Genomic DNA, 24,084 nt, shown 5'->3' with positions numbered 1-24,084 from the left:
CCAGACCCTTTGCACAATGCGCGCCTCATTCCGTGGGCGGCTGCAAATTGGCGCATTGTTAAACGCGTGGGTCGCGTGGGTGTAATTTGTAACGGATTGGATACCAGGCGGGACTTGGCATGCCGTGACCGAGCGCACGGTTTTGGAGGGGAGTGCTGCGAAAGGTAGCGTTTTTGTTACAGCGAGGGCTCTCAAATGTGGGAGGGGGCTTGCTCCCGATAGCGGAGTGTCAGCTACAGATTAGTTGCCTGACACACAGCCATCGGGAGCAAGCCCCCTCCCGCAGTTGTTAAGCCTTGAGGGTTTTCACGCCTTCCGGGGTGCCCAGCAGCAACACATCGGCCGGGCGCGCTGCGAACAGGCCGTTGGTGACCACGCCCACGATGGCGTTGATCTGCGTCTCCAGCTCAACGGGGTTGGTGATCTGCATATTGAACACATCGATGATGATGTTGCCGTTGTCGGTCAACACACCTTCGCGGTACACCGGGTCGCCGCCCAACTTCACCAGCTCGCGGGCCACGTGGCTGCGGGCCATGGGGATGACTTCCACCGGCAACGGGAAGGCGCCGAGCACCGGCACCAGCTTGCTGGCATCGGCGATGCAGATGAAGGTCTTGGCTACGGCTGCGACGATCTTTTCGCGGGTCAGGGCTGCGCCGCCGCCCTTGATCAGGTTCAGGTGTTCGTCGCTTTCATCGGCGCCGTCGACGTAGAACTCCAGGTCGCTCACGGTGTTGAGCTCGTACACCGGAATGCCATGGCCTTTAAGACGTGCAGCGGTGGCTTCGGAGCTGGCGACTGCGCCGTCGAACGCGCCCTTGTGTTGGGCCAGTGCGTCGATAAAGCAGTTGGCGGTGGAACCGGTGCCGACACCGACGATGCTCTTGTCGTCGAGCTTAGGAAGGATTAAATCGACAGCGGCCTGGGCCACTGCCTGTTTGAGTTGATCCTGGGTCATGCGGGCTCCGGAACGGGCGGGGAATTATCGAGGGCGGCGAGTATAACCCAACAAAACCTCGGGATTCGTGTGGTCGCCCGGCCAAAAGCCGGGTTAGACTCCCTGGCCCTGCCCAACCCGTGAAGTAGATGCCTGCCGATGCTTGAACACTACGTCAAAAAGATCCTCACCTCGCGCGTTTATGACGTTGCCGTGGAAACCCCCTTGCAGACTGCCCGCCAGCTCTCCGAGCGGCTGGGCAACAAGATTTGGCTCAAGCGCGAAGACTTGCAGCCGGTGTTCTCGTTCAAGATTCGCGGCGCTTATAACAAGCTGACCCAGTTGAGCAGCGAGGAACGTGCCCGCGGCGTGGTCACGGCTTCGGCGGGCAACCATGCCCAGGGCCTGGCCCTGGCGGCCAAGGTGTTGGGGGTCAAGGCCACCATCGTGATGCCCAAGACTACCCCGGAGATCAAGGTCGAAGGCGTGCGCTCCCGTGGCGGTAAAGTAGTGTTGCACGGCGATTCCTTCCCGGAAGCGCTGGCCTACTCGCTCAAGCTGGTCGATGAAAAGGGCTACGTCTACATTCACCCCTACGATGATCCGCACACTATTGCCGGGCAGGGCACCGTGGCGATGGAAATCCTGCGCCAGCACCCTGGGCCCCTGGACGCGATTTTCGTACCGGTGGGCGGCGGCGGGCTGATCGCCGGCATCGCCGCGTACGTGAAATACCTGCGCCCGGAGATCAAGATCATTGGCGTCGAGCCGGACGACTCCAACTGCCTGCAAGCCGCCATGGCCGCGGGCGAGCGCGTGGTGTTGCCCACCGTCGGGATCTTCGCCGATGGCGTGGCGGTGGCGCAGATCGGCCAGCACACCTTCGACATCTGCAAGGACTATGTCGATGAAGTGATCACTGTCAGCACCGATGAAATCTGCGCGGCGATCAAGGATATCTACGACGACACTCGCTCTATCACTGAGCCGGCAGGCGCGTTGGGCGTGGCCGGAATCAAAAAGTACGTCGAGACCCGAGGCGTCAGCGGCCAGACCTTTGTTGCCATCGATTCTGGCGCCAACGTCAACTTCGACCGCCTGCGCCACGTGGCCGAGCGCGCCGAACTGGGTGAAGGCCGCGAAGCGATTATCGCCGTGACCATCCCCGAGCAGCCGGGCAGCTTCAAGGCGTTCTGCGAGGCTGTGGGCAAGCGCCAGATCACCGAATTCAACTACCGTTACCACACCGGCAGCGAGGCGCACATCTTCGTCGGCGTGCAGACCCACCCGGAAAACGATCCACGCAGTGCGCTGATCGCCAGCCTGACCAGCCAGGGCTTCCCGGTGCTGGACCTGACCGAGAACGAACTGGCCAAGCTGCACATTCGCCATATGGTCGGCGGGCACGCGGCCAAAGTCAGCGACGAGTTGGTGTTTCGCTTCGAATTTCCGGAGCGGCCGGGGGCATTGTTCAACTTTCTCAACAAGTTGGGCGGGCGCTGGAACATCTCGATGTTCCATTACCGCAACCACGGCGCGGCCGACGGCCGTGTGGTTGCCGGGCTGCAAGTGCCGGCGGATGAGCGTCACCTGGTGCCGGCGGCCCTGGCTGAAATCGGTTACCCGTACTGGGATGAGAGCGAAAACCCGGCCTACCAGTTGTTCCTCGGTTGAGCGACTACGCTGACTGAGCGGCCTTTAAAGGAATCGAGACCATGGAAACGCTGACCACCCTCAAGGTTATCCACATCACCGCCACCGTGTTGCTGCTGCTCAGTGGCCTTGGCCTGGCCGTACTGGCCTGGCGTAAGCGCAGCGCAGGCCCTGCTGTAACTGTGCAACGCCCGTGGGCGTTTGTCTGGTTGCTGATGGGCATTTGCCTGGTCAGCATGCCGTTCACCGGCTGGTGGCTGGTACACCTGCTCGGCTGGCCATTGGGGCAAACCTGGATCCTGGGTTCCAGCATCCTCTACACCGTGGCGGCGCTGGCCTGGTTCTGGCTGGTGGCGCGGCTTAATCGCCTGCGCAAAGGCGAGGGCGGTAGCCTGAATTTCACCCTGGTGCTGGCGGTGGTCAGTCTGGTGGGGTTTGTGGCGATTGCCGGGCTCATGGGCGCCAAGCCGGTTTAGGGCTTCAGATCGCGTCGACTGCATCGGGGGCAATCCCCCTCCCACATTTTCGACCACATTCTCATGTTCGAACTCGGTCAAGTGTGGGAGGGGGCTTGCCCCCGATAGGGCCATCAGCTACGCAGCGTAATCACCGGCCAACCGCGCCGTTCAGCCTCAGCGTGAAGATTGGGATCCGGATCCACCGCCACCGGATGCGTCACCTGCTCCAGCAACGGTAAGTCATTCATCGAGTCGCTATAGAAATAGCTGTCTTCCAGGCTATACCCGGTCTCCTCCAGCCAACGGTTCAGGCGCGTCACCTTGCCTTCGCGAAAGCACGGCACATCGGTGCTGCGCCCGGTATAGCGGCCGTCCAGCATTTCGCATTCTGTGGCGATCAGGGTCTCGACGCCCAGCCGTGCGGCAATTGGCGCAGTGACGAAACGGTTGGTGGCGGTGATGATTACCAGCTTGTCGCCCGCGGCGCGGTGTTTGGCCAGCAGTTCCACCGCCTTGGGCAGCATGATCGGCTCGATGCAGTCGCGCATATAGTCGTTGTGCCACTCGTCCAACTGGGCCATTTCGGTGCGGCCGAGGATTTCCAGGCAAAAGTTCAGGTAGGCGGCATTATCCAGCGTGCCGGCCAGGTAATCCTGGTAGAACGCATCGTTGCGGGCCTTGTAGGCGATGGGGTCGAGAAACCCGCGCTCACACAGGTAATCACCCCAGGCGTGATCGCTGTCACCACCCAGGAGCGTGTTGTCCAAGTCGAATAAAGCCAGGCGCATTGCAATTACTCGCTGAAAAGTCTGTAAAAAGGCGTCCAGAATACGGTCTTTTCACAAGAGTGCACATAAGGTAAGAAGCCTCGTTGCCGCTGGAACAACCTTTGTGGAACAATGCGGCGACATGCGTTTGCGAGGTTGTTGCCGTGATCGACCCCGATGGTTTCCGTCCTAATGTCGGGATTATTCTTACGAATGATGCCGGACAGGTGCTATGGGCTCGCCGAATCAACCAAGATGCCTGGCAGTTTCCTCAAGGTGGAATCAACCCCGACGAAACCCCTGAAGACGCCTTGTACCGTGAGTTGAACGAAGAAGTCGGCCTTGAGCGTGAAGATGTGCAGATTCTGGCCTGTACCCGTGGCTGGTTGCGTTATCGTTTGCCGCAACGCCTGGTGCGTACCCACAGCCAACCGCTGTGCATCGGCCAGAAGCAGAAATGGTTTCTTCTGCGCCTGATCTCCAATGAGCAGCGGGTGCGGATGGATTTGACCGGTAAACCGGAGTTCGATGGCTGGCGCTGGGTCAGTTATTGGTACCCGTTGGGCCAGGTGGTGACATTCAAGCGCGAGGTTTATCGTCGCGCTCTCAAAGAGCTTGCCCCGCGCCTTTTAGCGCGCGACTGACGACGGAGTTCGACCCCGAGCCATGCTCAATACGCTGCGCAAGATCGTCCAGGAAGTTAACTCCGCCAAGGATCTCAAGGCGGCGTTGGGGATTATTGTGTTGCGCGTCAAGGAAGCCATGGGCAGCCAGGTCTGCTCGGTTTACCTGCTGGACCCAGAGACCAACCGTTTTGTGCTGATGGCCACGGAGGGCTTGAACAAGCGCTCCATCGGCAAGGTCAGCATGGCGCCCAATGAAGGTCTGGTGGGCCTGGTGGGGACGCGTGAAGAACCCCTGAACCTCGAACATGCGGCCGACCACCCGCGTTATCGCTACTTTGCCGAAACCGGCGAAGAGCGCTACGCCTCGTTCCTCGGCGCGCCGATCATCCACCACCGCCGCGTAGTCGGCGTGTTGGTCATTCAGCAAAAAGAACGCCGCCAGTTCGACGAAGGTGAAGAAGCCTTCCTCGTGACCATGAGCGCGCAACTCGCCGGGGTTATCGCTCACGCCGAGGCCACCGGTTCGATTCGCGGCCTGGGGCGCCAGGGCAAGGGCATCCAGGAAGCCAAGTTCGTCGGCGTACCGGGCTCGCCTGGGGCTGCGGTGGGCAAGGCGGTGGTCATGCTGCCGCCGGCCGACCTGGACGTGGTGCCGGACAAGAGCGTCGATGACATCGACGCTGAAATCAAACTGTTCAAGACCGCCCTCGAAGGCGTGCGCGCCGACATGCGCAACCTGTCGAACAAGCTGGCCACCCAGCTGCGCCCCGAAGAGCGTGCGCTGTTCGACGTGTACCAGATGATGCTCGACGACGCGTCCCTGGGTAACGAAGTCAAGACCGTGATCAAGACCGGCCAGTGGGCCCAGGGCGCGTTGCGCCAGGTGGTCACCGATCACGTCAACCGCTTCGAAATGATGGACGACGCCTACCTGCGCGAGCGGGCCTCTGATGTGCGCGACCTCGGCCGCCGCCTGCTGGCGTACCTGCAGGAAGACCGCAGCACCAACATGGTCTTCCCCGACAACACCATCCTGGTCAGTGAAGAATTGACGGCCACCCAGCTCGGTGAAGTGCCTGAGGGCAAGCTGGTGGGCCTGGTCTCGGTACTGGGCTCGGGTAACTCCCACGTCGCGATCCTGGCCCGGGCCATGGGCATCCCGACGGTGATGGGCCTGGTGGACCTGCCGTATTCCAAGGTCGACGGCATCGACATGATCGTCGACGGGCATCGCGGTGAGGTGTTTACCAACCCCAGCGACGTGCTGCGCAAGCAATACGCCGAAGTGGTGGAAGAAGAGAAGCAACTGGCACAGGGCCTCGACTCGTTGCGCGAGCTGCCGTGCGTCACCCTCGACGGCCACCGGGTACCGCTGCTGGTCAACACCGGCCTGCTGGCCGATGTAGCACGCGCCCAGCAACGTGGCGCCGAAGGGGTGGGGCTGTACCGCACCGAAGTGCCGTTCATGATCAACCAGCGTTTCCCGAGTGAGAAGGAGCAGCTGGCGATTTATCGCGAGCAACTTCAGGCCTTCCACCCGCTACCGGTGACGATGCGCAGCCTGGACATTGGCGGCGACAAGTCACTGTCGTATTTCCCGATCAAGGAAGACAACCCCTTCCTTGGCTGGCGTGGCATTCGCGTTACCCTCGACCATCCTGAAATCTTCCTCGTCCAGACCCGCGCCATGCTCAAGGCCAGCGAGGGGTTGAACAACCTGCGCATCCTGCTGCCGATGATCTCCGGCACCCATGAGCTGGAAGAAGCCCTGCACCTGATCCACCGGGCCTGGGGCGAAGTGCGCGATGAAGGTGCCGACGTGCCGATGCCGCCGATTGGCGTGATGATCGAGATCCCCGCGGCGGTGTACCAGGCCAAGGAACTGGCGCGGCAGGTGGACTTCCTCTCGGTGGGGTCCAACGACCTGACCCAGTACCTGCTGGCCGTAGACCGTAACAACCCACGGGTGGCCGACCTCTACGACTACCTGCACCCGGCGGTGCTGCAAGCCCTGCAACACGTGGTGCGCGACGCCCATGCCGAGGGCAAGCCGGTGAGCATCTGCGGCGAGATGGCCGGCGACCCGGCAGCCGCGGTGTTGTTGATGGCAATGGGATTTGACAGCCTGTCGATGAACGCCACCAACCTGCCGAAGGTGAAGTGGATGCTGCGCCAAGTTGAATTGGGCATGGCCAAGGATTTGCTGGCCGAGTTGATGACCATCGACAACCCGCAAGTTATCCACAGCTCGCTGCAGTTGGCGCTGAAAAACCTTGGGCTGACCCGGATGATCAACCCGGCTTCGGCGAAAACCCTCTAAAGGCTGGCACTGAACAAAATGTGGGAGGGGGCTTGCTCCCGATTGCAGGGTGTCAGCCAGAATATCTGGTACTGACCCACCGCTATCGGGAGCAAGCCCCCTCCCACATTGGTTTTGGGGTGTGGTTAAAAATTGAGTTCGACCTCACCTAGTCGCCCGCCGTGGGGTCCAAAGCTACGCTCCACCATCCGCCGCGTCCCATCGGCATTCACAATCAGCGCCGTGCTCGCCCGTGTCCCGTAACTGGGGCTGGCGATAAACACACTCGACAGCAGGCTTTCGGTCGCCAGGCCTACGCCGGTGTCCGGCAGTTCAGCAAACGGGGCAGTCTGCGGGTCGCTCAGAACCCCCAGCAGTACCTCAGGCTCGGGGTTCTCCAGCACCGCACTGAACGCTGCCTTGGCCTTCACCAGCTTCGGCCATGGTGTATCCAGCCCAGCATTGGATAACCCGTACACCCCAGCCTTCAACCGCGTCGGCTCGGTATCATTGGCGTTGTAATGCCACAGCTCATCCCGCGTGCCCACCAGTAGGTTAAACCCGGCATATTCAATCGAGCGTCCGTTAACGTCGGCTAAATAGTCTTCAATCGGCAGCGAACCACTGAGAAACCGCGCAACCAGTTCCCCCCGGGACTTGCGTGCTGGTGGTTGGTGCGGGTCGCGGATATTGGTCAGGGCGGCAAAACGCCCTTCGGCGCTGACGCCCAGCCAGGTACCGCCGGCCTCCTGATCTCGGCCGGCATAGACCTGTGGCGCATCCGACCACTGGGCCAGCGGCAGGCTGGGGCGGGCGTAGAACTCATCGCGGTTGGCCGCAACGATCAGCGGTCGGGCATGGCCCGGCCGCCAGGCGAAAACAATCAGGCACATCGGGCGACCCCTTTTGTGTTTTTGCCACTCTACCCACAGACGCGCAGGCGTTCCATCGCAACGAAGTTGGGCCGCGCGCCTTCCATCCGTTAACATGCCGGGCTGTTTGGTGTGTATGTGAACTTCTTAATTTGATATCGGCGCTGTAACGCAGGCTTAATCGCACCTCGGCATGGTCCGGTGCGTCATGACTAAATGTTTTAACGAGGAGTCGCAATGCTGCCTTACCCGCAGATCGACCCGGTGGCCCTGGCCATCGGTCCGCTGAAAATCCACTGGTACGGGCTGATGTACCTGATCGGCATCGGCGGTGCCTGGCTGCTGGCTTCCCGGCGCCTGAACCGGTTCGACCCGACCTGGACCAAGGAGAAGCTCTCCGACATGGTGTTCTGGATGTCGATGGGGGTGATCGTCGGCGGACGCCTGGGGTATGTGCTGTTCTACGACTTGTCGGCCTATATCGCCAATCCGACGCTGATCTTCGAAGTGTGGAAAGGTGGCATGGCCTTCCACGGCGGGTTTATCGGCGTGATGATCGCCGCCTGGTGGTTCGGCAGGCGCAACGGCAAGTCGTTCTTCCAACTGATGGACTTCGTCGCGCCATTCGTGCCGATCGGCCTGGGTGCCGGGCGCATCGGTAACTTCATCAACGCCGAGTTGTGGGGCAAGCCGACCGATGTGCCGTGGGCCATGGTGTTCCCGCCGTTCAGCGACCCGGCGCAACTGCCGCGCCACCCGTCGCAGCTCTACCAGTTCGCGTTGGAAGGTGTTGCACTGTTCCTTATCCTTTACATTTTCTCGCGCAAGCCACGCCCGACCATGGCTGTGTCGGGCATGTTCGCGCTGTTCTATGGGATCTTCCGCTTTATCGTCGAATTTGTAAGGGTGCCGGACGCGCAGCTGGGCTACCTGGCGTGGGGCTGGCTGACCATGGGCCAGGTTCTCAGCCTGCCGATGATCCTCGCGGGCCTGGGCATGCTCTGGTGGGCGTACAATCGCCCGCAGCCGCTGAAGAACGCCGCGCTTTAAATTCGAATGCCGTGGCCCTTGCTTGAAGGGCCGCGGCTTCAACGCTACGGGTAACCACATGAAGCAATATCTCGAACTGCTGCACGACGTCGTGACCAATGGTCTGACCAAGGGCGACCGCACCGGCACCGGCACCAGGGCCGTGTTTGCCCGTCAGTATCGGCATAACCTGGCCGACGGCTTCCCGCTGCTGACCACCAAGAAGCTGCACTTCAAAAGCATCGCCAATGAACTGATCTGGATGTTGAGCGGCAACACCAACATCAAGTGGCTCAACGAAAACGGTGTGAAAATCTGGGACGAGTGGGCCACCGAAGACGGTGATTTGGGCCCGGTGTATGGCGAGCAGTGGACCGCGTGGCCGACCAAGGATGGCGGCACGATCAACCAGATCGACTACATGGTGCACACGCTCAAGACCAACCCCAACAGCCGCCGCATCCTGTTCCACGGCTGGAACGTCGAATACCTGCCGGACGAAACCAAGAGCCCCCAGGAAAACGCGCGCAACGGCAAGCAAGCCCTGCCGCCGTGCCACCTGCTGTACCAGGCGTTCGTGCATGACGGTCATCTGTCGATGCAGCTGTATATCCGCAGCTCCGACGTGTTCCTGGGCCTGCCGTACAACACCGCCGCGCTGGCGTTGCTGACCCACATGCTGGCCCAGCAGTGCGACCTGATCCCCCACGAGATCATCGTCACCACCGGCGACACCCACGCCTACAGCAACCACATGGAACAGATCCGCACCCAGTTGGCACGCACGCCGAAAAAACTGCCGGAACTGGTGATCAAGCGTAAACCTGCCTCGATCTACGACTACAAGTTCGAAGACTTTGAGATCGTGGGCTATGACGCGGACCCAAGCATCAAGGCAGACGTGGCTATTTAAAGCCTGCCTCGGTCAGAACTGTGGGAGGGGGCTTGCTCCCGATGGCGGTGTATCAGTTACAGAGGTTATGACTGATCCACTGCTATCGGGAGCAAGCCCCCTCCCACATTTTAATCGTGTTCACTTAGGTTCAATGGCCGTGGCTTCTGCCCACGTGCGAAGGCTCGGCCTCGCTGGCCGCAATCCCTCCGCTGACTTCCAATCGCTGCAAAATCCCGCACTGTTCCCCACCGCCGCAACGTTGGCGCAGGTCCAGCAATTGCTCCTGCAAGGCCAGCAACCCATCGATCCGCGCTTTCACGTGGTGGATATGCTCGTCGATCAGCGCATTCACGCTTTCGCACTGGTCCTGGGGGCTGTCGCGCAGCCCCAGCAGGCTGCGGATTTCCTCGAGGGTCATGTCGAGGCTGCGGCAATTGCGGATAAAGGTCAGCCGCTCGGTGTGTGCCTGGGTATAGACCCGGTAGTTGCCATCGGTGCGCGCAGGCGGTGGCAGCAGGTTTTCCTTCTCGTAATAACGGATGGTTTCCACCGGGCAGTCGGTAAGTTTGGCCAGTTCGCCGATCTTCATCGCAGCAATCTCCACATGGGTGCTTGACCCTATAGTGGCTACAGGGTCTTTACTTGGCAACAGGCACCTTTACGGACGCAACCTGATGAGCCACTCCATTCACACCCCGCACAAGCACGATCACGACCATGCTCATGACCATAAGCACGACCACGATCACAACCATGATCATGGCCCCGCAAAGCTGACGCCTGTGGATAACCACGGCCACGCGGGCTCATGCTGTTCCGGCGCTGCCGGGCCTGCCGTGGTGACCCTGAGCGAAGCGCCCACCGCCGGCTCGCGGCTGAGCACCTTCCGCATCGAAGCCATGGACTGCCCCACCGAGCAGACGCTGATCCAGAACAAACTGGGCAAGCTCGCCGGTGTGCAGCAGCTGGAATTCAACCTGATCAACCGCATCCTCGGCGTCACCCATGACCTGCCGAGCACAGCGCCGATCATTGATGCGATCAAGTCCATCGGCATGCAGGCCGACCCTATCGAAGAAGGCAGCCCTGCCGCCGCACCGCCCGCCAAGAAACATTGGTGGCCATTGGCGGTATCTGGCGTGGGTGCCCTGGGCGCGGAAGTGCTGCATTTTACCGGCGTGGCACCGACCTGGGTGATCGCGCTGGTAGCGCTGGTGTCGATCCTCAGCGGCGGCCTCACCACCTACAAAAAGGGCTGGATTGCCCTGAAAAACCTCAACCTGAACATCAACGCGCTGATGAGCATCGCGGTGACCGGCGCCATTTTGATTGGCCAGTGGCCGGAAGCGGCGATGGTGATGTTCCTGTTCACCGTGGCCGAGTTGATCGAGGCCAAGTCCCTGGACCGGGCGCGCAATGCCATCAGCGGCCTGATGCAAATGACGCCGGAACAGGCCACGGTAAAACAGGCCGACGGCTCGTGGATGGAACAAGAGGTTAAAAGTATTGAGCTTGGTGCGATCGTTCGGGTAAAGCCCGGCGAGCGTATCGGCTTGGACGGTGAGGTCACTGCCGGTCAATCCACCATCGATCAGGCACCGATCACCGGGGAAAGCCTGCCGATTGAAAAGACCATCGGCGATAAAGTCTTCGCCGGCACCATCAACCAGGCCGGGTCCCTGGAATACAAAGTCACTGCGGCGGCCAACAACTCGACCCTGGCGCGGATCATCCACGCCGTGGAGCAGGCCCAAGGCGCACGGGCGCCAACCCAGCGGTTTGTTGATAGTTTCTCGAAGGTCTACACCCCGGCAGTCTTCCTGTTTGCCCTGGGCGTGGCGGTGATTCCGCCGTTGTTCATGGCTGGCGTGTGGTTCGACTGGATTTATCGCGCCCTGGTGCTGCTGGTGGTGGCTTGCCCCTGCGCCTTAGTGATTTCCACCCCGGTGACCATCGTCAGTGGCCTGGCCGCAGCGGCGCGTAAAGGCATCCTGATCAAGGGCGGTGTGTACCTGGAGGGGGGTTACAAGCTCGACTACCTGGCCCTCGACAAGACCGGCACCATCACCCACGGCAAACCGGTGCAAACCGATTACCTGCCGCTGTTCCCCAATCTCGAAGGCAGCGCCCCGGCCCTGGCCGCCAGCTTGGCCGGGCGTTCCGACCACCCGGTGTCCCTGGCGATAGCCAATGCGGCGGTGGATAAAAACCTGACGATTCATGCTGTGGATAACTTCGAGGCCCTGGCCGGGCGCGGCGTGCGCGGAGATATCAACGGCCAGACCTATCACCTGGGTAACCACCGTCTGGTGGAAGACCTCGGCCTGTGCTCCCCGGCGCTGGAAGAAAAGCTCTTCGCCCTGGAAAAACAAGGCAAGTCCGTGGTGCTGCTGCTGGACAAATCCGGCCCGCTGGCGCTGTTTGCCGTGGCCGACACCGTCAAGGACAGCAGCCGCGAAGCTATTGAGCAATTACACGACCTGGGCATCAAGACCCTGATGCTCACCGGGGACAACACTCACACCGCTCAGGCGATTGCCAGTCAGGTCGGCATCGACCAGGCCCAGGGCGACTTGCTGCCCACCGACAAGCTGCAAGCTATCGAAACCCTTTACGGTCAAGGCCATCGGGTGGGCATGGTCGGCGATGGTATCAACGACGCCCCGGCCCTGGCGCGCGCCGAGATCGGCTTTGCCATGGCCGCGGCAGGCACTGACACAGCCATCGAGACCGCTGACGTAGCGCTGATGGACGACGATTTGCGCAAGATTCCGGCTTTCATTCGATTGTCGCGGCAAACGTCGAGTATCCTCAAGCAGAACATCGCCCTTGCGCTGGTTATCAAGGCGATCTTCCTGGCGGTCACATTCATGGGCATGGCGACCATGTGGATGGCGGTCTTCGCCGATATGGGCGTAAGCCTGCTGGTGGTATTCAACGGCCTGCGCCTGTTGCGCAAATAGAGGATGAGAGGGTGGTGTGCTGAGTGCTGAGTTAAAGGCGTTTTTCATGGTCGCCCGCCTGGGCAGCATCACCCAGGCGGCGAAAAAACTCGGCCTGAGCCAGCCCACGGTAACTACCCAGATTCGCAACCTGGAAAGCCAGTATGGCGTTGAGCTGTTCTATCGCGGGGGCCGTCGCCTCACCGTCAGTGACGAAGGTGCGCGGCTGCTGCCAATGGTCAAGACGCTGTTGCAGCAGGAAGCGGATATCGAGTTTTTCCTGCGCAACAACGGCCAGGTCCAGGGCGCGCTGCGGATTGCCGCGACGGCGCCGTATTACATCCTCGATCTGGTCAAAGCCTTCCGCGAGCGCCTGCCCCAAGTGGACGTGTCGGTAGAAATCGGCAACTCCCAGCAAGTGCTTGAAGCGTTGGATGATTACCGCGTCGATGTCGCCGCGTCTTCGCAATTGCTGGAAGACCCGCGCCTGATCCGCCGCGTGCTGGGCACTGACCCGCTGGTGCTGGCGGTGCATCGCAATCACCCGCTGGCCAAGCTCGATCATGTGCCGTTGAGCGCGCTGGCTGGGCATACGCTGCTGATGCGCGAGGCAGGCTCCACCACCCGTCGGCTGACCGAAGAGATGTTGCAGGGCTCCGGCGTGGGTTATGGGCCTTTGCTGGAGATTGGCAGCCGTGAGTCGATCCGTGAGGCGGTGCTGCGCAATATCGGCATCAGCATCATTGCCCGCCAGGAAGTGCCCCATGACCCGCAGTTGCGGGTGCTGACCATCGAGAATGCGCCGCAGATTCCGGAGTATCTGTATTGCCTCAAGGAGCGCAAAGGTGCGCGGTTGCCTGCGGCATTCCTTGGCCTGGCTCAGGAAATGTCGCCAATTTAAGTTCTGTGGCTGGCTTGAGGGCCAATCGGGAGCAAGCCCCCTCCCACATTTTGACCGCATTCTCATGTTGGAACCCGGTCAACTGTGGGAGGGGGCTTGCTCCCGATAGCGGTAGGACAGGCAACTCATCTCCATGAGTCCTACACAAATCCACCAATACCACTATCACCTCCTTTTGCCTTTCTGCCACACCAGCTACGCATTGCCCACCTAGCATGGCCTTCATCAGTTGATGAGGTGCCCCTAATGAACACAGCCCTGACCCAACCCGGCACGCCCATGAAGGTGCGCGGGATCCAGAAACGCTTTGGCGCCTTCACCGCGTTGGACAACGTGTCCCTGGACGTCGCCGCCGGCGAGCTGGTGTGCCTGCTAGGCCCCTCCGGCTGCGGCAAGACCACGCTGCTGCGCTGCATCGCCGGCCTGGAACGCCAGGACAGCGGCGAGCTTTACCTGGGCGAGCGTGACGTTTCCCTGCTGCCACCCCAGGCGCGGGATTACGGCATCCTGTTTCAGTCCTATGCGCTGTTCCCCAATCTCAGCGTGGAAGCGAACATCGGCTATGGCCTCACCGGCAGCGGCCGTGATGAAGTACGCAAGCGCGTCGGGCAGATGCTCGAGCTGGTCGGCCTGCTCGGCAGCGAAAAGAAATACCCCGGTCAACTCTCCGGCGGCCAACAACAGCGGGTGGCCCTGGCCCGTGCACTGGCGCCGGCCCCGTCGCTATTGCTGCTGGATGAACCGATGTCAGCCCTCGATGCCCGTGTGCGCGAGCATCTGTGCACTGAGCTGCGCCAACTGCAACGGCGCCTGGGCATCACCACCTTGATGGTGACCCACAACCAGGATGAAGCCATGTTGATGGCCGACCGCATTGCCGTGATGAACAACGGCAAGGTCGAGCAGTACGCCACGCCGCAGGAAATCTACGACCGTCCGGCCACGCCGTTCGTGGCCGAGTTTGTGGGGCAGGGCAATTGGCTGCCGTTCAGCCGCAACAGCGCCAGCCATGCCCAGGTTGGCGGCATGAAGATGCGCCTGGCCGACGATGCGGGCGTGGCCAAGTCCGGCCGTCTGTTCTGCCGCCCGGAAGCCATCAGCGTCAACCCGCCGGTGCATGAGGAAAACCTGTTCCCGGCCAAGGTCCGCGAGATCACTTTCCTCGGCAACCGCTGCCGCATGAGCTTTGAACTGGAGCAGTTGCCGGGCCATCCGTTGCTGGCCGAGCTGGCGCCCGAAGCCATGCCGCGCCTGGGCGCCCAGGATATCTGGGTGGCCTTGCCGCCGCGCAGCCTGCAGGTGTTTTCCTGAGATGGCTGCTGTCATGACACTGCCGGTAGCGCGTCAGGTGTCCCGCGCCGAGTGGGGCGACCGTATCTTCGTGGTCGGCGGCAAATGGCTCTGGCTGGGCCTTTTGGTGGTGGCGGTGTTGCTGCCACTATTGGCTATCTTCTGGCGCGGCTTCAGCAGCGAATCCGGGCAGGGCGGTGGTCTGGTGGCCGCGGGCGAACTGCTGACCAGCGCCAACTTCCACTGGTTGCTGGGCAATAGCCTGAAAGTGTCCCTCAGCGTGGCAGCCATCGTCGTACCGCTGGCCTATCTGTTTGCCTACGCCCTGCAACGCACTTTGATTCCCTGCAAATCTGTCTGGCGTGGCTTGTCGTTGCTGCCGTTGATGGCGCCATCGATGCTGCCGGGTATTGCGCTGGTCTACCTGTTCGGCAACCAGGGCCTGTTGCGTGGCTTGCTCTCGGAGAATATCTACGGCTTCTGGGGCATTGTGCTCGGCGAAGTGATCTACACCTTTCCCCATGCATTGATGATCCTGCTGTCGGCCTTGTCCCTGGCAGACGCGCGTTTGTTCGACGCCGCTTCGAGCATGGGCGCCAGCCCGGCCCGGGCATTTCGCAGCATTACCTGGCCAGCCACGCGCCAGGCGGTGTTCGCCGCGTTCTGCCTGGTGTTTACCCTGACCATCACCGACTTCGGTGTGCCGGTGGTGGTGGGCGGTGATTACCAGGTGCTGGCGCTGGAAGCCTACAAGGCGGTGGTCGGTCAGCAACAGTTCGGGCGCGGCGCGTTGATCGGCATGGTGTTGCTGCTGCCGGCACTGTTCAGCTTCGGCGTGGATGCCTGGTTGCGCCGTCGGCATGGCGAGGCCATGAGTGGTCGCGCCCAGGTGTTCCTGCCTGCGCCGTCGCGGCTGCGCGATGGCTGCTACCTGGCCATCGTGCTGCTGATTTGTGCGCTGTTGCTGTTGGTGTTCGGCATGGCGGTGTATTCGTCGCTGGTGAAGTTCTGGCCGTACAACCTGTCGCTATCGCTCAACCACTACCAGTTCGAAGACACCGCCGGCGGCGGCTGGCTGGCCTATCGCAACAGCCTGACCATGGCGCTGTGCACGGCGTTGATCGGCAGCGTACTGATCTTCACTGGCGCCTACCTGATGGAAAAGACCAAGGGCCAGAAGGGCCTGAACCTGGCGCTGCGCATGCTCAGCTTCGTGCCGATGGCCGTACCAGGTCTGGTGCTGGGCCTGGGCTACGTGTTCTTTTTCAACCTCAACGGCAACCCGCTGCATGTGTTCTACGGCAGCATGGCATTGCTGGTGGTGTGCACCATTGCGCATTACCTGACCACTGCGCAGATGACCGCCACCACCGCCCTGCGCCAGTTGGACGCCGAGTTCGAAGCCGCGGCGTTGTCCCTCAAGGCGCCGCTGTATCGTCACTACCTGCGTGTCACGGTGCCGATTTGCCTGCCGGCGCTGCTGGATATCCTGCGCTACCTGTTTGTGTCGGCGATGACCACCGTGTCCGCCGCCATTTTCCTCTACAGCCCCGACACCATCCTCGCCGCCGTCGCCGTGTTGAACATGGACGACGCCGGCAATGTGGGCGGCGCCGCGGCCATGTCGACCTTGATCCTGTTCACTTCGGCCGGCGTCTCGCTGCTGCTGGCGTGGGCTTCACGTGGCGCGCTGCGTCGCTCTCAAGCCTGGCGCCAGACCGCGCCTGGCCAATAACAAACTGAAGGAGGTGCTCCATGTTCAAGCCCCTGGCGCTGGTCGCTGCGGTCCTCACGGCATTCAGCCTGAATGCTTTGGCCAAGACCGAGCTGACCGTGTACACGGCCCTCGAAGCCGAGCAATTGAAGACCTACAAAAAAGCCTTCGAGCAGGCCAACCCCGACATCGAGATCAAGTGGGTACGCGACTCCACCGGCATCATCACCGCTAAGCTTCTGGCCGAGAAAGACCGCCCGCAGGCTGACGTGGTATGGGGCCTGGCTGCCTCCAGCCTGGCGATCCTCGACCAGCAAGGCATGCTCGACAACTACGCGCCCAAAGATCTGGACAAAATCGGCAAAAACTACCGCGACGCTGCCAACCCGCCATCCTGGGTCGGCATGGATGTGTGGGCCGCGACCATCTGCTTCAACACCATCGAAGCCCAAAAGCAGGGCCTGGCCAAACCGGTGAGCTGGCAGGACCTGACCAAGCCTGAGTACAAGGGCAAAATCGTGATGCCTAACCCGGCGTCCTCCGGCACCGGCTTCCTGGACGTCAGCGCCTGGTTGCAGACCTTCGGCGAGAAGCAAGGCTGGCAATACATGGACGACCTGCACCAGAACATCGGCCAGTACGTTCACTCCGGCTCCAAGCCATGCAAGCTGGCGGCGTCCGGTGAGTTCCCGATTGGGATTTCCTTCGAGTACCCGGCGATTCAACTCAAACGCCAGGGTGCCCCGTTGGACATCATCCTGCCGAAAGAGGGCCTGGGCTGGGAGATTGAAGCTACCGCTGTGATCAAAGGCAGCGCCCACGGCGACGCCGCGAAAAAACTCGCTGACTTCTCCGCCAGCCCAGCGGCGATGGAGCTGTACAAGGCCAACTTCGCCATCCTTGCCCAACCAGGTATCGCCAAGCCGCAGACCGAGTTGCCGGCCGATTACGAGCAGCGCCTGATCAAGAACGATTTTGCCTGGGCGTCGAAGAACCGTGACAGCATTTTGGCCGAATGGCGCAAGCGCTATGACGGCAAGTCGGAAAAACAATAACTTTTACTTCAACCTGTAGGAGCGAGCTTGCTCGCGAAAAACGGACAGACGACGCGGGTCATCAGACGCATTGCGTCATCGTTGGCGATTTTCGCGAGCAAGCTCGCTCCTACAGAGGGCTGCATATTCCATGGCAGATTTACTGATTGTCGGCGCCGGCATCCTTGGCCTCTCACACGCCTATGCCGCCGCCAAACGCGGCCTCAAGGTCAAGGTGTTCGAGCGCAGCGCCACGCCTCTGGGCGCCTCGGTACGCAACTTCGGCCAAGCGCTGGTCACCGGCCAGCCACCGGGGCCGATGCTCGACCTGGCGCGGGAAAGCCGCGAAATCTGGGGCCAATGGGCACAAACAGCGGGCCTTGCACTCAAGCGCAATGGCTCCTACCTGTTCGCCCGCACCGAGGCCGAAGAACAGTTGCTCGAAGCCTTTTGCGCCGGGCGTGCCCGGGAGCACGGCTATAACGTGGAGCTGCTGCAAGGCGCTGCGATGAAGGGTCTCTACGCCGGCCAGTTCCGCCATCATCGCGCTGCGCTGCACGGCAAGGACGACCAGCAACTGTATTCCCGTGAAGCGATCCCGGCGCTGGTCCAGTACCTCAGCCAGGCGCTAAACGTGGAGTTTCATTTCTCCACCCTGGTGCGCGACGTTGAGCCCGGCCAGTTGCACAGCACCGCAGGCAGCTTTCGCGGCGAGCAGATCATTGTCTGCTCCGGCCATGACTATCAGACCCTGTTGGCCGAATCCATCGCCCAGCTCAACCCGCAAACCTGTCGCCTGCAAATGCTGCGCGCCCGACCGATGTTTAACCTGGAGCTGCAACACGCCCTGCTCACCGGCCTGAGCTGCGTGCACTATGGCGCCTTCGCCGACCTGCCGGAAGCCTGCGCGGTGCAGGCGCAGATCCTGCGCGAAACGCCGCACCTGCATGAGCACGGTATCCACTTGCTGATTAGCCCCACACCCCATGGCGAATTGATCATCGGTGACTCCCACCACTACGACAGCGATCCGTCACCCTTCAACGCCGAACAGGTGGACGACTGGATGATCGAGCTGGCCGAGCAGACCCTTGGGGGCAAGATCCAGGTGGTCGAGCGCTGGCAAGGTGTCTACGGTGCTCGCGGGCCGGGGCGGTTTTCGTTTGTGCAGGCGGCACCCGGTGTCAGCGCCGCATTGATGCACACCGGCGTGGGCATGAGTGTGGGCCCGGCGCTGGCCGAGCGAAATATCAGCACGGTGTGGGGAGAGGCGCGATGAAACCGGAGCCGGCGATTGCCTAGGTATTTGGCTGTACGAGCAACATGGCATGGCCGACTATCGTGCTGTTGGCGGGTTCTTCCTACGTAGCCTGAAGTTGCCTCTCGCGGCCGAAGCTGCCATGTCGACTAGTTTGAAGTTTGAAGAGACTGATAGCGTAATCAATCATTCATCATAGGATTTAATTGATGCGTTATTTGAAAGTTTTTGCTCAGGGGCGTGGAGGGCGCGACCACACAGATAAAATTGTTGCCAGGTTTTATCAGAGGGATAATTGCGGTGCTGATCAGTTGATGCACGAAGAGATTGCCTTCAACTTGGATCGCGAGGGGGAATATGAACATGGTCTTTATGATTTGCATCTCAGTGGGGATATTAACGGAGATGGCAAGGAAGACTTCCTTGATCAACGTATTTTCAATTCGTTCGTGAATGTATTCATGTTGCTCGGTTGGTTTGATTTTTGCGCTGGTCATTCACATTGTTTAACCATGCATGTGAAACACTACAGTGCCAACGGCAAGCCCAATGCGATTGAATTGAATTTTATTGAGCGCTCGGGAGAGCAGGAAACCCTTGTTTATAAAGCCAGCGCTTATGACGGTGATGGGGATGCCGTGATGGACTCGTTTACCAACACCGATGTCAATCGAAGTGGCAAAGTGGATGAGCTGGATAAGGCGTTGATCAGAGTGTTATGCAAGTTCTTTCTCGAGTTCAAGTGGTATGCACACAAGGAGTAAAAAAGTGCGTTATTTAAAGGTTATTGCACAGGATCAGACTGGGGATGGCCGGGCAAATACGGTGCGACTCCAATTCTACCAACGTACGCAATGCGATCAGAACCGCTTGGTCAATGAGGTCGTTGCCTATGATTTCACCTCAGATGGGAAAGTGGACTACAGCCGGGGCGACGTTACAAATAACGGTCAGGAAAACAGCTTGGACAGGGTGCTGCTGGACAGGTTTGCCAATATCTATCTGAAAATCAATTGGGTTAATCGCGGGGCTGGTACAAAGCGCTATATGAAGATTTTTTCCGAAGACTTTTATAAAGACGGCACACCCGACACCGTGCGCCTGCATTTGCATAAAGGGCCAGGGTTCCTAAGCCCGGATACGCAGGTGTCATGGAGTGCCGCCTATGATTTTGATAACAACGGTGAGCTTGAGTGGAACATTCATTCCGATATCAATCGGGATGGTGTTATCGATGAGGTGGACAAGCATCTGGTCCAGCAACTGGCTGAACTTTACTTGAAGTTCAATTGGCATGCGCCCGAAGCTTTCGACGTCAAGGTCGTTGATGTTCCGGCGCATTGATTGATGCGTCGCCAAGTTGCTGTTTCCTACGGCCATGGCGGACGCCACACTCTAGTGGGTAAAGCAGGTATGAACTAGCGTATGGAGCTGTTCTTTATGTGAGACATTCCATGCGCTATTTAAAAGTTACCGCCCAGGATCGCAGCGGCAACGGGCAGGCCGATACGGTCATTCTGCATTTCTATCAACGCTGTTCCGAAGGCATCGACGAGTTGATCCATGAGACCGTCGCCGTGGATATCGATGCCGATAGAAAGGTAGACTTCAAGTTCGCCGGTGATATCAACCAAGACGGTACCTGCGATACCGTCGATAGCTTATTGCTCAAGGCATTTGCCAATACCTTTCTGAAGTTGAATTGGTTTAACCCGGGCGAGAGTTGGCAGCGCACTCTCGTAATGGTGGGGTTATACGACTACCCCCAGGGCCCGCCCAATCGTGTGCAGCTGAACTTCCTGAATCGACGTAGCCCTCTGCGCAAACCCTCGCTGATTTATCAGGCTGCCGGTTACGATGTCGACGGCAATGGTGTGGTGGAGGCCTTTTCCCGTATCGATGTCGACCGAAATGGCGTGGTCAACCAGAGTGATCAGGAACTGGTTCGTCATCTGTGCAATAGCTTTCTCGCCTTCAAGTGGTATGAGAAGCCTCGCCTGGAAGAGTGAAGCGCGAATACACGAGCGTCGTGGTTTCTGACTGGTCGTGGCGCCGGTGTTACCTAGGCATGAACCTGAGGCGAAACTATGTTGGCGCCTGGTTCTTTACTGAGGCAATACCAATGCGTTACTTGAAGGTGATCGTGCAAGATCGCAGTGACAACGAACTGGCAGACACGGCGAAGCTGTACTTTTTTCAAAGAGACCCGGGGCTGCCCGATGAGTTGGTGCATGAAGCCTTGGCGTTCGATGCCACTGCCGATGGCGCGGTGGACTATCAGAAAACCGGGGATGTTGATTTCAGCGGGGCATCGTCGCTCCATGACCGTCGGCTGCTACAAGCGTTCGCCAACCAAGCGTTGAAACTGAGTTGGTTCAATGCCGGTGAGACTGCGGGGCGCTCAATTGACTTGTATGTGAGTCGTTACGATAAAAACGGCCAGGCAGTGGAAGTTCGATCCGACTTTTACCAGCGCAGCAGCACCGGGGGCAGGGACAAGCTGATGTATAGCACCACTGCCTGTGATCAGGACGGCAATGGCAGTTTGGAGCCTTCCGGTCAGGATGCTTCTTTCGAGCTGTTCGATACCTTGGACCATCAAACCATTCACGCCTTGAGCCAACTGTTCCTCAAGTTCAACTGGCACTAGTGGTCAATTCGCAGTGAGTTGCTGCGCCAGGGCCAGGATCTGCTCCTGGCGCTCAGCCTGGCTCAGCTTGGCGTGGGGGTTGAGGCTCGACCATTGCGGGTAGGCACGGGCCTTGCCCAAGGCGTCGGGCAGCTTGCCCTCACGCCAGGTTTTGTCCTGGGGCGTGTCGACCTTGATGCTGTGCACCGCTGCATGGCCGCGCAGGTTGAGGGCCTTGAGCAACTGGCGCTGACGCAGGGCGAGCAGGCGCAGCACGCTGTCGTCGACGGTCAGCTCGCGTTGGCCCTTGATTTTGCCGAGCAGGCGACTGCCGTAGCTGCGTGCGGTTTGCAGGGCGCCCCCGGCGATAGCGCCGGCCAGGGCTGCGGCGCCAAGCGTCAGGCCGCCGACTAAGAGGTCCACGCCCGCGCCAGCCGCAGCGCCGGCGGCAATTCCACCACCGACCCGCACACCAAGGTGTTTGAGGGTCTCCGGGTTGAACAAGTCATCGCCCCAGCGTCCATCGAGCAGCGGCAGGTCACTGGCGGCGGCATCCTGGGGGCGGAAGCCGAACAATTTGAGCAAGGCTTCGACGCACTTCTGTTCGCGTTGGCGCACGGCTTTGCGCAGATCACCGATGGCTTGCTGTTCATCTTCGGTCACCACGCTGCGACGGCAGGCGGCGCAGTCGATCAGCAGCTCGGCGATCAACCGCGCAGCGCTTTGCTGGCGGGCCTGGCGCTGAGCTTCTTGATCGAGGATCAGGCGCTGCAACTGCGGCCGTGAGGTTTCCAGCAGCAGGGCCAGGCTTTCATACAGGCGGCGCTCGCCGTCTTCCGGCGGCGCCACGCTGTCGAAACGCACCAGCGCATGCAGGCCGAGGCGGGCCAGGGCTTCGCGCCAGTCCGGCTCGCGATGCTCGCTGCTGCTGACGAAGTTGAGCACCGGCAGCAACGGCTTGCCGCAACTGGCCAGCACCTGCAGCTCGTCACGGTACTTGGCCAGCACCGGTTCGCGGGCGTCGATTACATACAGGCCGGCGTCCGAGGCCAGCAGTTGGCGCAACACCTTGGCTTCCTGTTCGAAACGCTGGCGGGCTTCGCTGCCTTCCAGGAAGCGCGCAAGGCGGGCCGGGCCGTCCAGGCGTTCGCCCGGGCGATCCAAGCGCTCCAGGTAGTCGAGCAGGGCGATGGCGTCTTCCAGTCCGGGCGTGTCGTACAGTTCCAGCAAGGCTTCACCATCTACCGACAAGCGTGCGCCTTCGACATGCCGCGTGGTGCTGGGCCGATGGGAGACTTCACCGAAGCCCACGTCACGGGTGAGGGTGCGCAGCAGCGAGGTCTTGCCGACGTTGGTGTGGCCGACCACGGCGAGTTTCAGCGGTTTAGTCATGACCGGTCTCCAGCCAGTTCAGCGGCGCGCAATCGGCAAACTTAAGATCAAGCTGTTGCAGCGCGGAGTGCCAATCACCCAGGCGCTCGGCGTCCAGGGCCTGTCCCGGCGGCGCTTGCAGCAGCCATACGCGGGTAGCGGTGGCGCTGCGTGCCAGTTCGGCGATCAACGCCAGGCTGCCTCGGTCGGGCGAGCGGCGCGGGTCGCAGGCGATGGCCAGGCGCGCGGGCGGGAACCGGCTGAGTTGCTCCAGCAGTTTGTTACGCGATTCGCGGCTGTCGAGAATGCCTGCGTTCTTTACGCTGGCCGGGAGCTTGGGTGGCCAAGGGTGTTGATCGTCCAGCTCGATGGCGACCAGCAAAGCGCCGTCGCTGTCCAGATCGCTGACGCCACCGCTGACGTGGTGCAGTTGCTCGGGCGCCACATCGTTGACCCCCAGGCGTTCGCTGCTGGGCATCAGGCGTTCGCGCAACTGGCTGTAGCCGGGCAGGTTGAGGTCCAGGCGCAATGCGGCACGCCCGACCTTCCAGCGCCACAGGCAGAGCAGCGCGAGGATCAGCCGGGGCAGCAGGCCGTAGACCAGTAACACGCCCACCAGCCAGGCGGCCCAGGCTTGGCGGGCGCTTTCGATATTCAGCGCGGAATCGCCGCTGGCGCGAATCATGTCGACGCTCGGCACGTTGAAGCCCAGCAGCGCGGGCAGGGTGCCGAGGGCTTGGGTTACGGCGACAAAGGTGTCGGCACCGAGAATGGTGGTTTCCCATACAAAGCCGTAGCGCCGTGTGGCCAACAGGATCAACAAAATCACCAGGGCGCTGAGCAATGCCAGCAGCCACAGGCCGTTGACCAGCACACCCACCGCCCAGCGATTGAGTTTTTGCCGTTGCAGCAACAGCAACAACGCCGGTGCCAATTGCGCGCTCTTGGCATCGCGGGCGAGCTTTTCGCTGAGCCACAACCATAGTCGCCCGAGGCTGGCGCTGTGCTCGCCGGCAAACAGCAGGCCCAGGGCCCAGCTGATCAGCAAGATCAGGTTCAAACCGAGCAGGCTGCCCAAGGCCCAGAACACGTTTACTGAGGTCAAACCGTTACCCAGTGCGGCAAACGCCAAGCCGGCGCCGCTGATCACGGCCACCACTGCCAGCAACACCAGCGCCAGGCGTGCGCCTTGCAGCCAGCGCGTGAGGGCGCCGGTCAGGCCATCGCGTTCGGCCAGGTGCAAGGCACGCAGGGTAATCCGCGTCGGCAGGTCGCCCCCGGCTGTGCGAGCCAGGCGGTTGGCTTCCAAATCTTCCAGGGGGCCAGCGTGTTCTTCACGCAGGCGCACGGTTTCTGTCAGCCAGAGTGTGTGCAGGGGGTTCAGTGCAGTCACGCGCCATCCTGTT

At 60.9% G+C, this 24,084-nt stretch carries 22 protein-coding genes; 16 read left to right on the top strand and 6 right to left on the bottom strand.

The window, feature by feature from the left end:
* Window positions 1-289 precede the first annotated feature (289 nt).
* A complete protein-coding gene (gene rpiA, locus ASD70_RS16925) occupies window positions 290-961 on the bottom strand; it encodes a ribose-5-phosphate isomerase RpiA (RefSeq protein ID WP_032878877.1) in 672 nt (223 codons plus the stop codon).
* A gap of 138 nt (window positions 962-1,099) precedes the next feature.
* Here rpiA and ilvA point away from each other — a divergent pair, with 138 nt between their 5' ends.
* Together ilvA and ASD70_RS16915 are read left to right on the top strand one after the other, a co-directional pair.
* Window positions 1,100-2,614 (top strand): threonine ammonia-lyase, biosynthetic, encoded by a 1,515-nt coding sequence (gene ilvA / locus ASD70_RS16920; protein ID WP_046069981.1) that lies wholly within the window; start codon window positions 1,100-1,102, stop codon window positions 2,612-2,614.
* A 41-nt stretch (window positions 2,615-2,655) separates the two neighbouring features.
* Entirely contained in the window at window positions 2,656-3,069 is a 414-nt protein-coding gene (locus ASD70_RS16915) for a DUF2269 family protein (RefSeq protein WP_043047001.1), read from the top strand.
* A 113-nt stretch (window positions 3,070-3,182) separates the two neighbouring features.
* Here the strand turns inward: ASD70_RS16915 and ASD70_RS16910 are convergent, their stop codons facing one another.
* Window positions 3,183-3,839, bottom strand: a complete 657-nt coding sequence (locus ASD70_RS16910) for an HAD family hydrolase (protein WP_046069980.1) — start codon at window positions 3,837-3,839, stop codon at window positions 3,183-3,185.
* A gap of 143 nt (window positions 3,840-3,982) precedes the next feature.
* On the opposite strand from ASD70_RS16910, the gene ASD70_RS16905 reads away from it, so the two are divergent.
* Entirely contained in the window at window positions 3,983-4,462 is a 480-nt protein-coding gene (locus ASD70_RS16905; RefSeq protein WP_003176750.1) for an RNA pyrophosphohydrolase, read from the top strand.
* 22 nt (window positions 4,463-4,484) lie between these two features.
* Window positions 4,485-6,764 carry a phosphoenolpyruvate--protein phosphotransferase gene (ptsP, locus tag ASD70_RS16900; RefSeq protein WP_046069979.1) on the top strand — a complete coding sequence of 760 codons (2,280 nt, stop codon included), beginning with the start codon at window positions 4,485-4,487 and terminating at the stop codon, window positions 6,762-6,764.
* A gap of 125 nt (window positions 6,765-6,889) precedes the next feature.
* On the opposite strand, the gene ASD70_RS16895 is transcribed toward ptsP, so the two are convergent.
* The gene (locus ASD70_RS16895; protein ID WP_056846988.1) at window positions 6,890-7,636 is read right to left on the bottom strand and encodes an NRDE family protein; all 747 of its coding nucleotides are present in this window, start codon (window positions 7,634-7,636) and stop codon (window positions 6,890-6,892) included.
* A 216-nt stretch (window positions 7,637-7,852) separates the two neighbouring features.
* On the opposite strand from ASD70_RS16895, the gene lgt reads away from it, so the two are divergent.
* Together lgt and ASD70_RS16885 are read left to right on the top strand one after the other, a co-directional pair.
* Window positions 7,853-8,665 carry a prolipoprotein diacylglyceryl transferase gene (gene lgt, locus ASD70_RS16890; protein ID WP_043047005.1) on the top strand — a complete coding sequence of 271 codons (813 nt, stop codon included), beginning with the start codon at window positions 7,853-7,855 and terminating at the stop codon, window positions 8,663-8,665.
* 58 nt (window positions 8,666-8,723) lie between these two features.
* Entirely contained in the window at window positions 8,724-9,557 is an 834-nt protein-coding gene (locus tag ASD70_RS16885; RefSeq protein WP_046069977.1) for a thymidylate synthase, read from the top strand.
* Window positions 9,558-9,687: 130 nt separating this feature from the next.
* Here the strand turns inward: ASD70_RS16885 and cadR are convergent, their stop codons facing one another.
* Window positions 9,688-10,128: a Cd(II)/Pb(II)-responsive transcriptional regulator gene (gene cadR, locus ASD70_RS16880; protein ID WP_046069976.1), complete on the bottom strand. Its 441-nt coding sequence runs from the start codon at window positions 10,126-10,128 to the stop codon at window positions 9,688-9,690.
* 85 nt (window positions 10,129-10,213) lie between these two features.
* Here cadR and ASD70_RS16875 point away from each other — a divergent pair, with 85 nt between their 5' ends.
* The 10 genes from ASD70_RS16875 (at window position 10,214) to ASD70_RS16830 (ending at window position 21,328) form a co-directional block, all read left to right on the top strand.
* Window positions 10,214-12,502 (top strand): heavy metal translocating P-type ATPase, encoded by a 2,289-nt coding sequence (locus tag ASD70_RS16875; RefSeq protein WP_056846987.1) that lies wholly within the window; start codon window positions 10,214-10,216, stop codon window positions 12,500-12,502.
* Between the two features lie 16 nt (window positions 12,503-12,518).
* Window positions 12,519-13,382, top strand: a complete 864-nt coding sequence (locus ASD70_RS16870) for a LysR family transcriptional regulator (protein WP_046069974.1) — start codon at window positions 12,519-12,521, stop codon at window positions 13,380-13,382.
* Between the two features lie 246 nt (window positions 13,383-13,628).
* Window positions 13,629-14,693 (top strand): putative 2-aminoethylphosphonate ABC transporter ATP-binding protein, encoded by a 1,065-nt coding sequence (locus ASD70_RS16865; protein WP_056846986.1) that lies wholly within the window; start codon window positions 13,629-13,631, stop codon window positions 14,691-14,693.
* Window position 14,694: 1 nt separating this feature from the next.
* Entirely contained in the window at window positions 14,695-16,407 is a 1,713-nt protein-coding gene (locus ASD70_RS16860; protein ID WP_046069972.1) for a putative 2-aminoethylphosphonate ABC transporter permease subunit, read from the top strand.
* 20 nt (window positions 16,408-16,427) lie between these two features.
* Window positions 16,428-17,441: a putative 2-aminoethylphosphonate ABC transporter substrate-binding protein gene (locus ASD70_RS16855; protein WP_056846985.1), complete on the top strand. Its 1,014-nt coding sequence runs from the start codon at window positions 16,428-16,430 to the stop codon at window positions 17,439-17,441.
* A gap of 130 nt (window positions 17,442-17,571) precedes the next feature.
* Window positions 17,572-18,699: a TIGR03364 family FAD-dependent oxidoreductase gene (locus ASD70_RS16850; protein WP_056846984.1), complete on the top strand. Its 1,128-nt coding sequence runs from the start codon at window positions 17,572-17,574 to the stop codon at window positions 18,697-18,699.
* A 188-nt stretch (window positions 18,700-18,887) separates the two neighbouring features.
* Complete coding sequence (locus ASD70_RS28925; RefSeq protein ID WP_046069969.1) at window positions 18,888-19,442, top strand: hypothetical protein; 555 nt, start codon at window positions 18,888-18,890, stop codon at window positions 19,440-19,442.
* A 4-nt stretch (window positions 19,443-19,446) separates the two neighbouring features.
* A complete protein-coding gene (locus ASD70_RS16840) occupies window positions 19,447-20,022 on the top strand; it encodes a hypothetical protein (RefSeq protein WP_056846983.1) in 576 nt (191 codons plus the stop codon).
* A 110-nt stretch (window positions 20,023-20,132) separates the two neighbouring features.
* Window positions 20,133-20,687 carry a hypothetical protein gene (locus ASD70_RS16835; RefSeq protein ID WP_056846982.1) on the top strand — a complete coding sequence of 185 codons (555 nt, stop codon included), beginning with the start codon at window positions 20,133-20,135 and terminating at the stop codon, window positions 20,685-20,687.
* Window positions 20,688-20,800: 113 nt separating this feature from the next.
* Window positions 20,801-21,328 carry a hypothetical protein gene (locus tag ASD70_RS16830; RefSeq protein WP_056846981.1) on the top strand — a complete coding sequence of 176 codons (528 nt, stop codon included), beginning with the start codon at window positions 20,801-20,803 and terminating at the stop codon, window positions 21,326-21,328.
* Window positions 21,329-21,331: 3 nt separating this feature from the next.
* Here ASD70_RS16830 and ASD70_RS16825 read toward each other — a convergent pair whose 3' ends face one another.
* A complete protein-coding gene (locus tag ASD70_RS16825; RefSeq protein ID WP_056846980.1) occupies window positions 21,332-22,699 on the bottom strand; it encodes a DUF3482 domain-containing protein in 1,368 nt (455 codons plus the stop codon).
* Window positions 22,692-24,071 carry a DUF2868 domain-containing protein gene (locus ASD70_RS16820; protein WP_056846979.1) on the bottom strand — a complete coding sequence of 460 codons (1,380 nt, stop codon included), beginning with the start codon at window positions 24,069-24,071 and terminating at the stop codon, window positions 22,692-22,694. Before ASD70_RS16820 ends, ASD70_RS16825 begins: the two co-directional genes overlap by 8 nt.
* Between the last annotated feature and the right edge of the window lie 13 nt (window positions 24,072-24,084).

Source organism: Pseudomonas sp. Root569 (assembly GCF_001427465.1).
GTDB lineage: Bacteria > Pseudomonadota > Gammaproteobacteria > Pseudomonadales > Pseudomonadaceae > Aquipseudomonas > Aquipseudomonas synxantha.
This window is presented reverse-complemented; position numbering and strand designations above follow the sequence as displayed.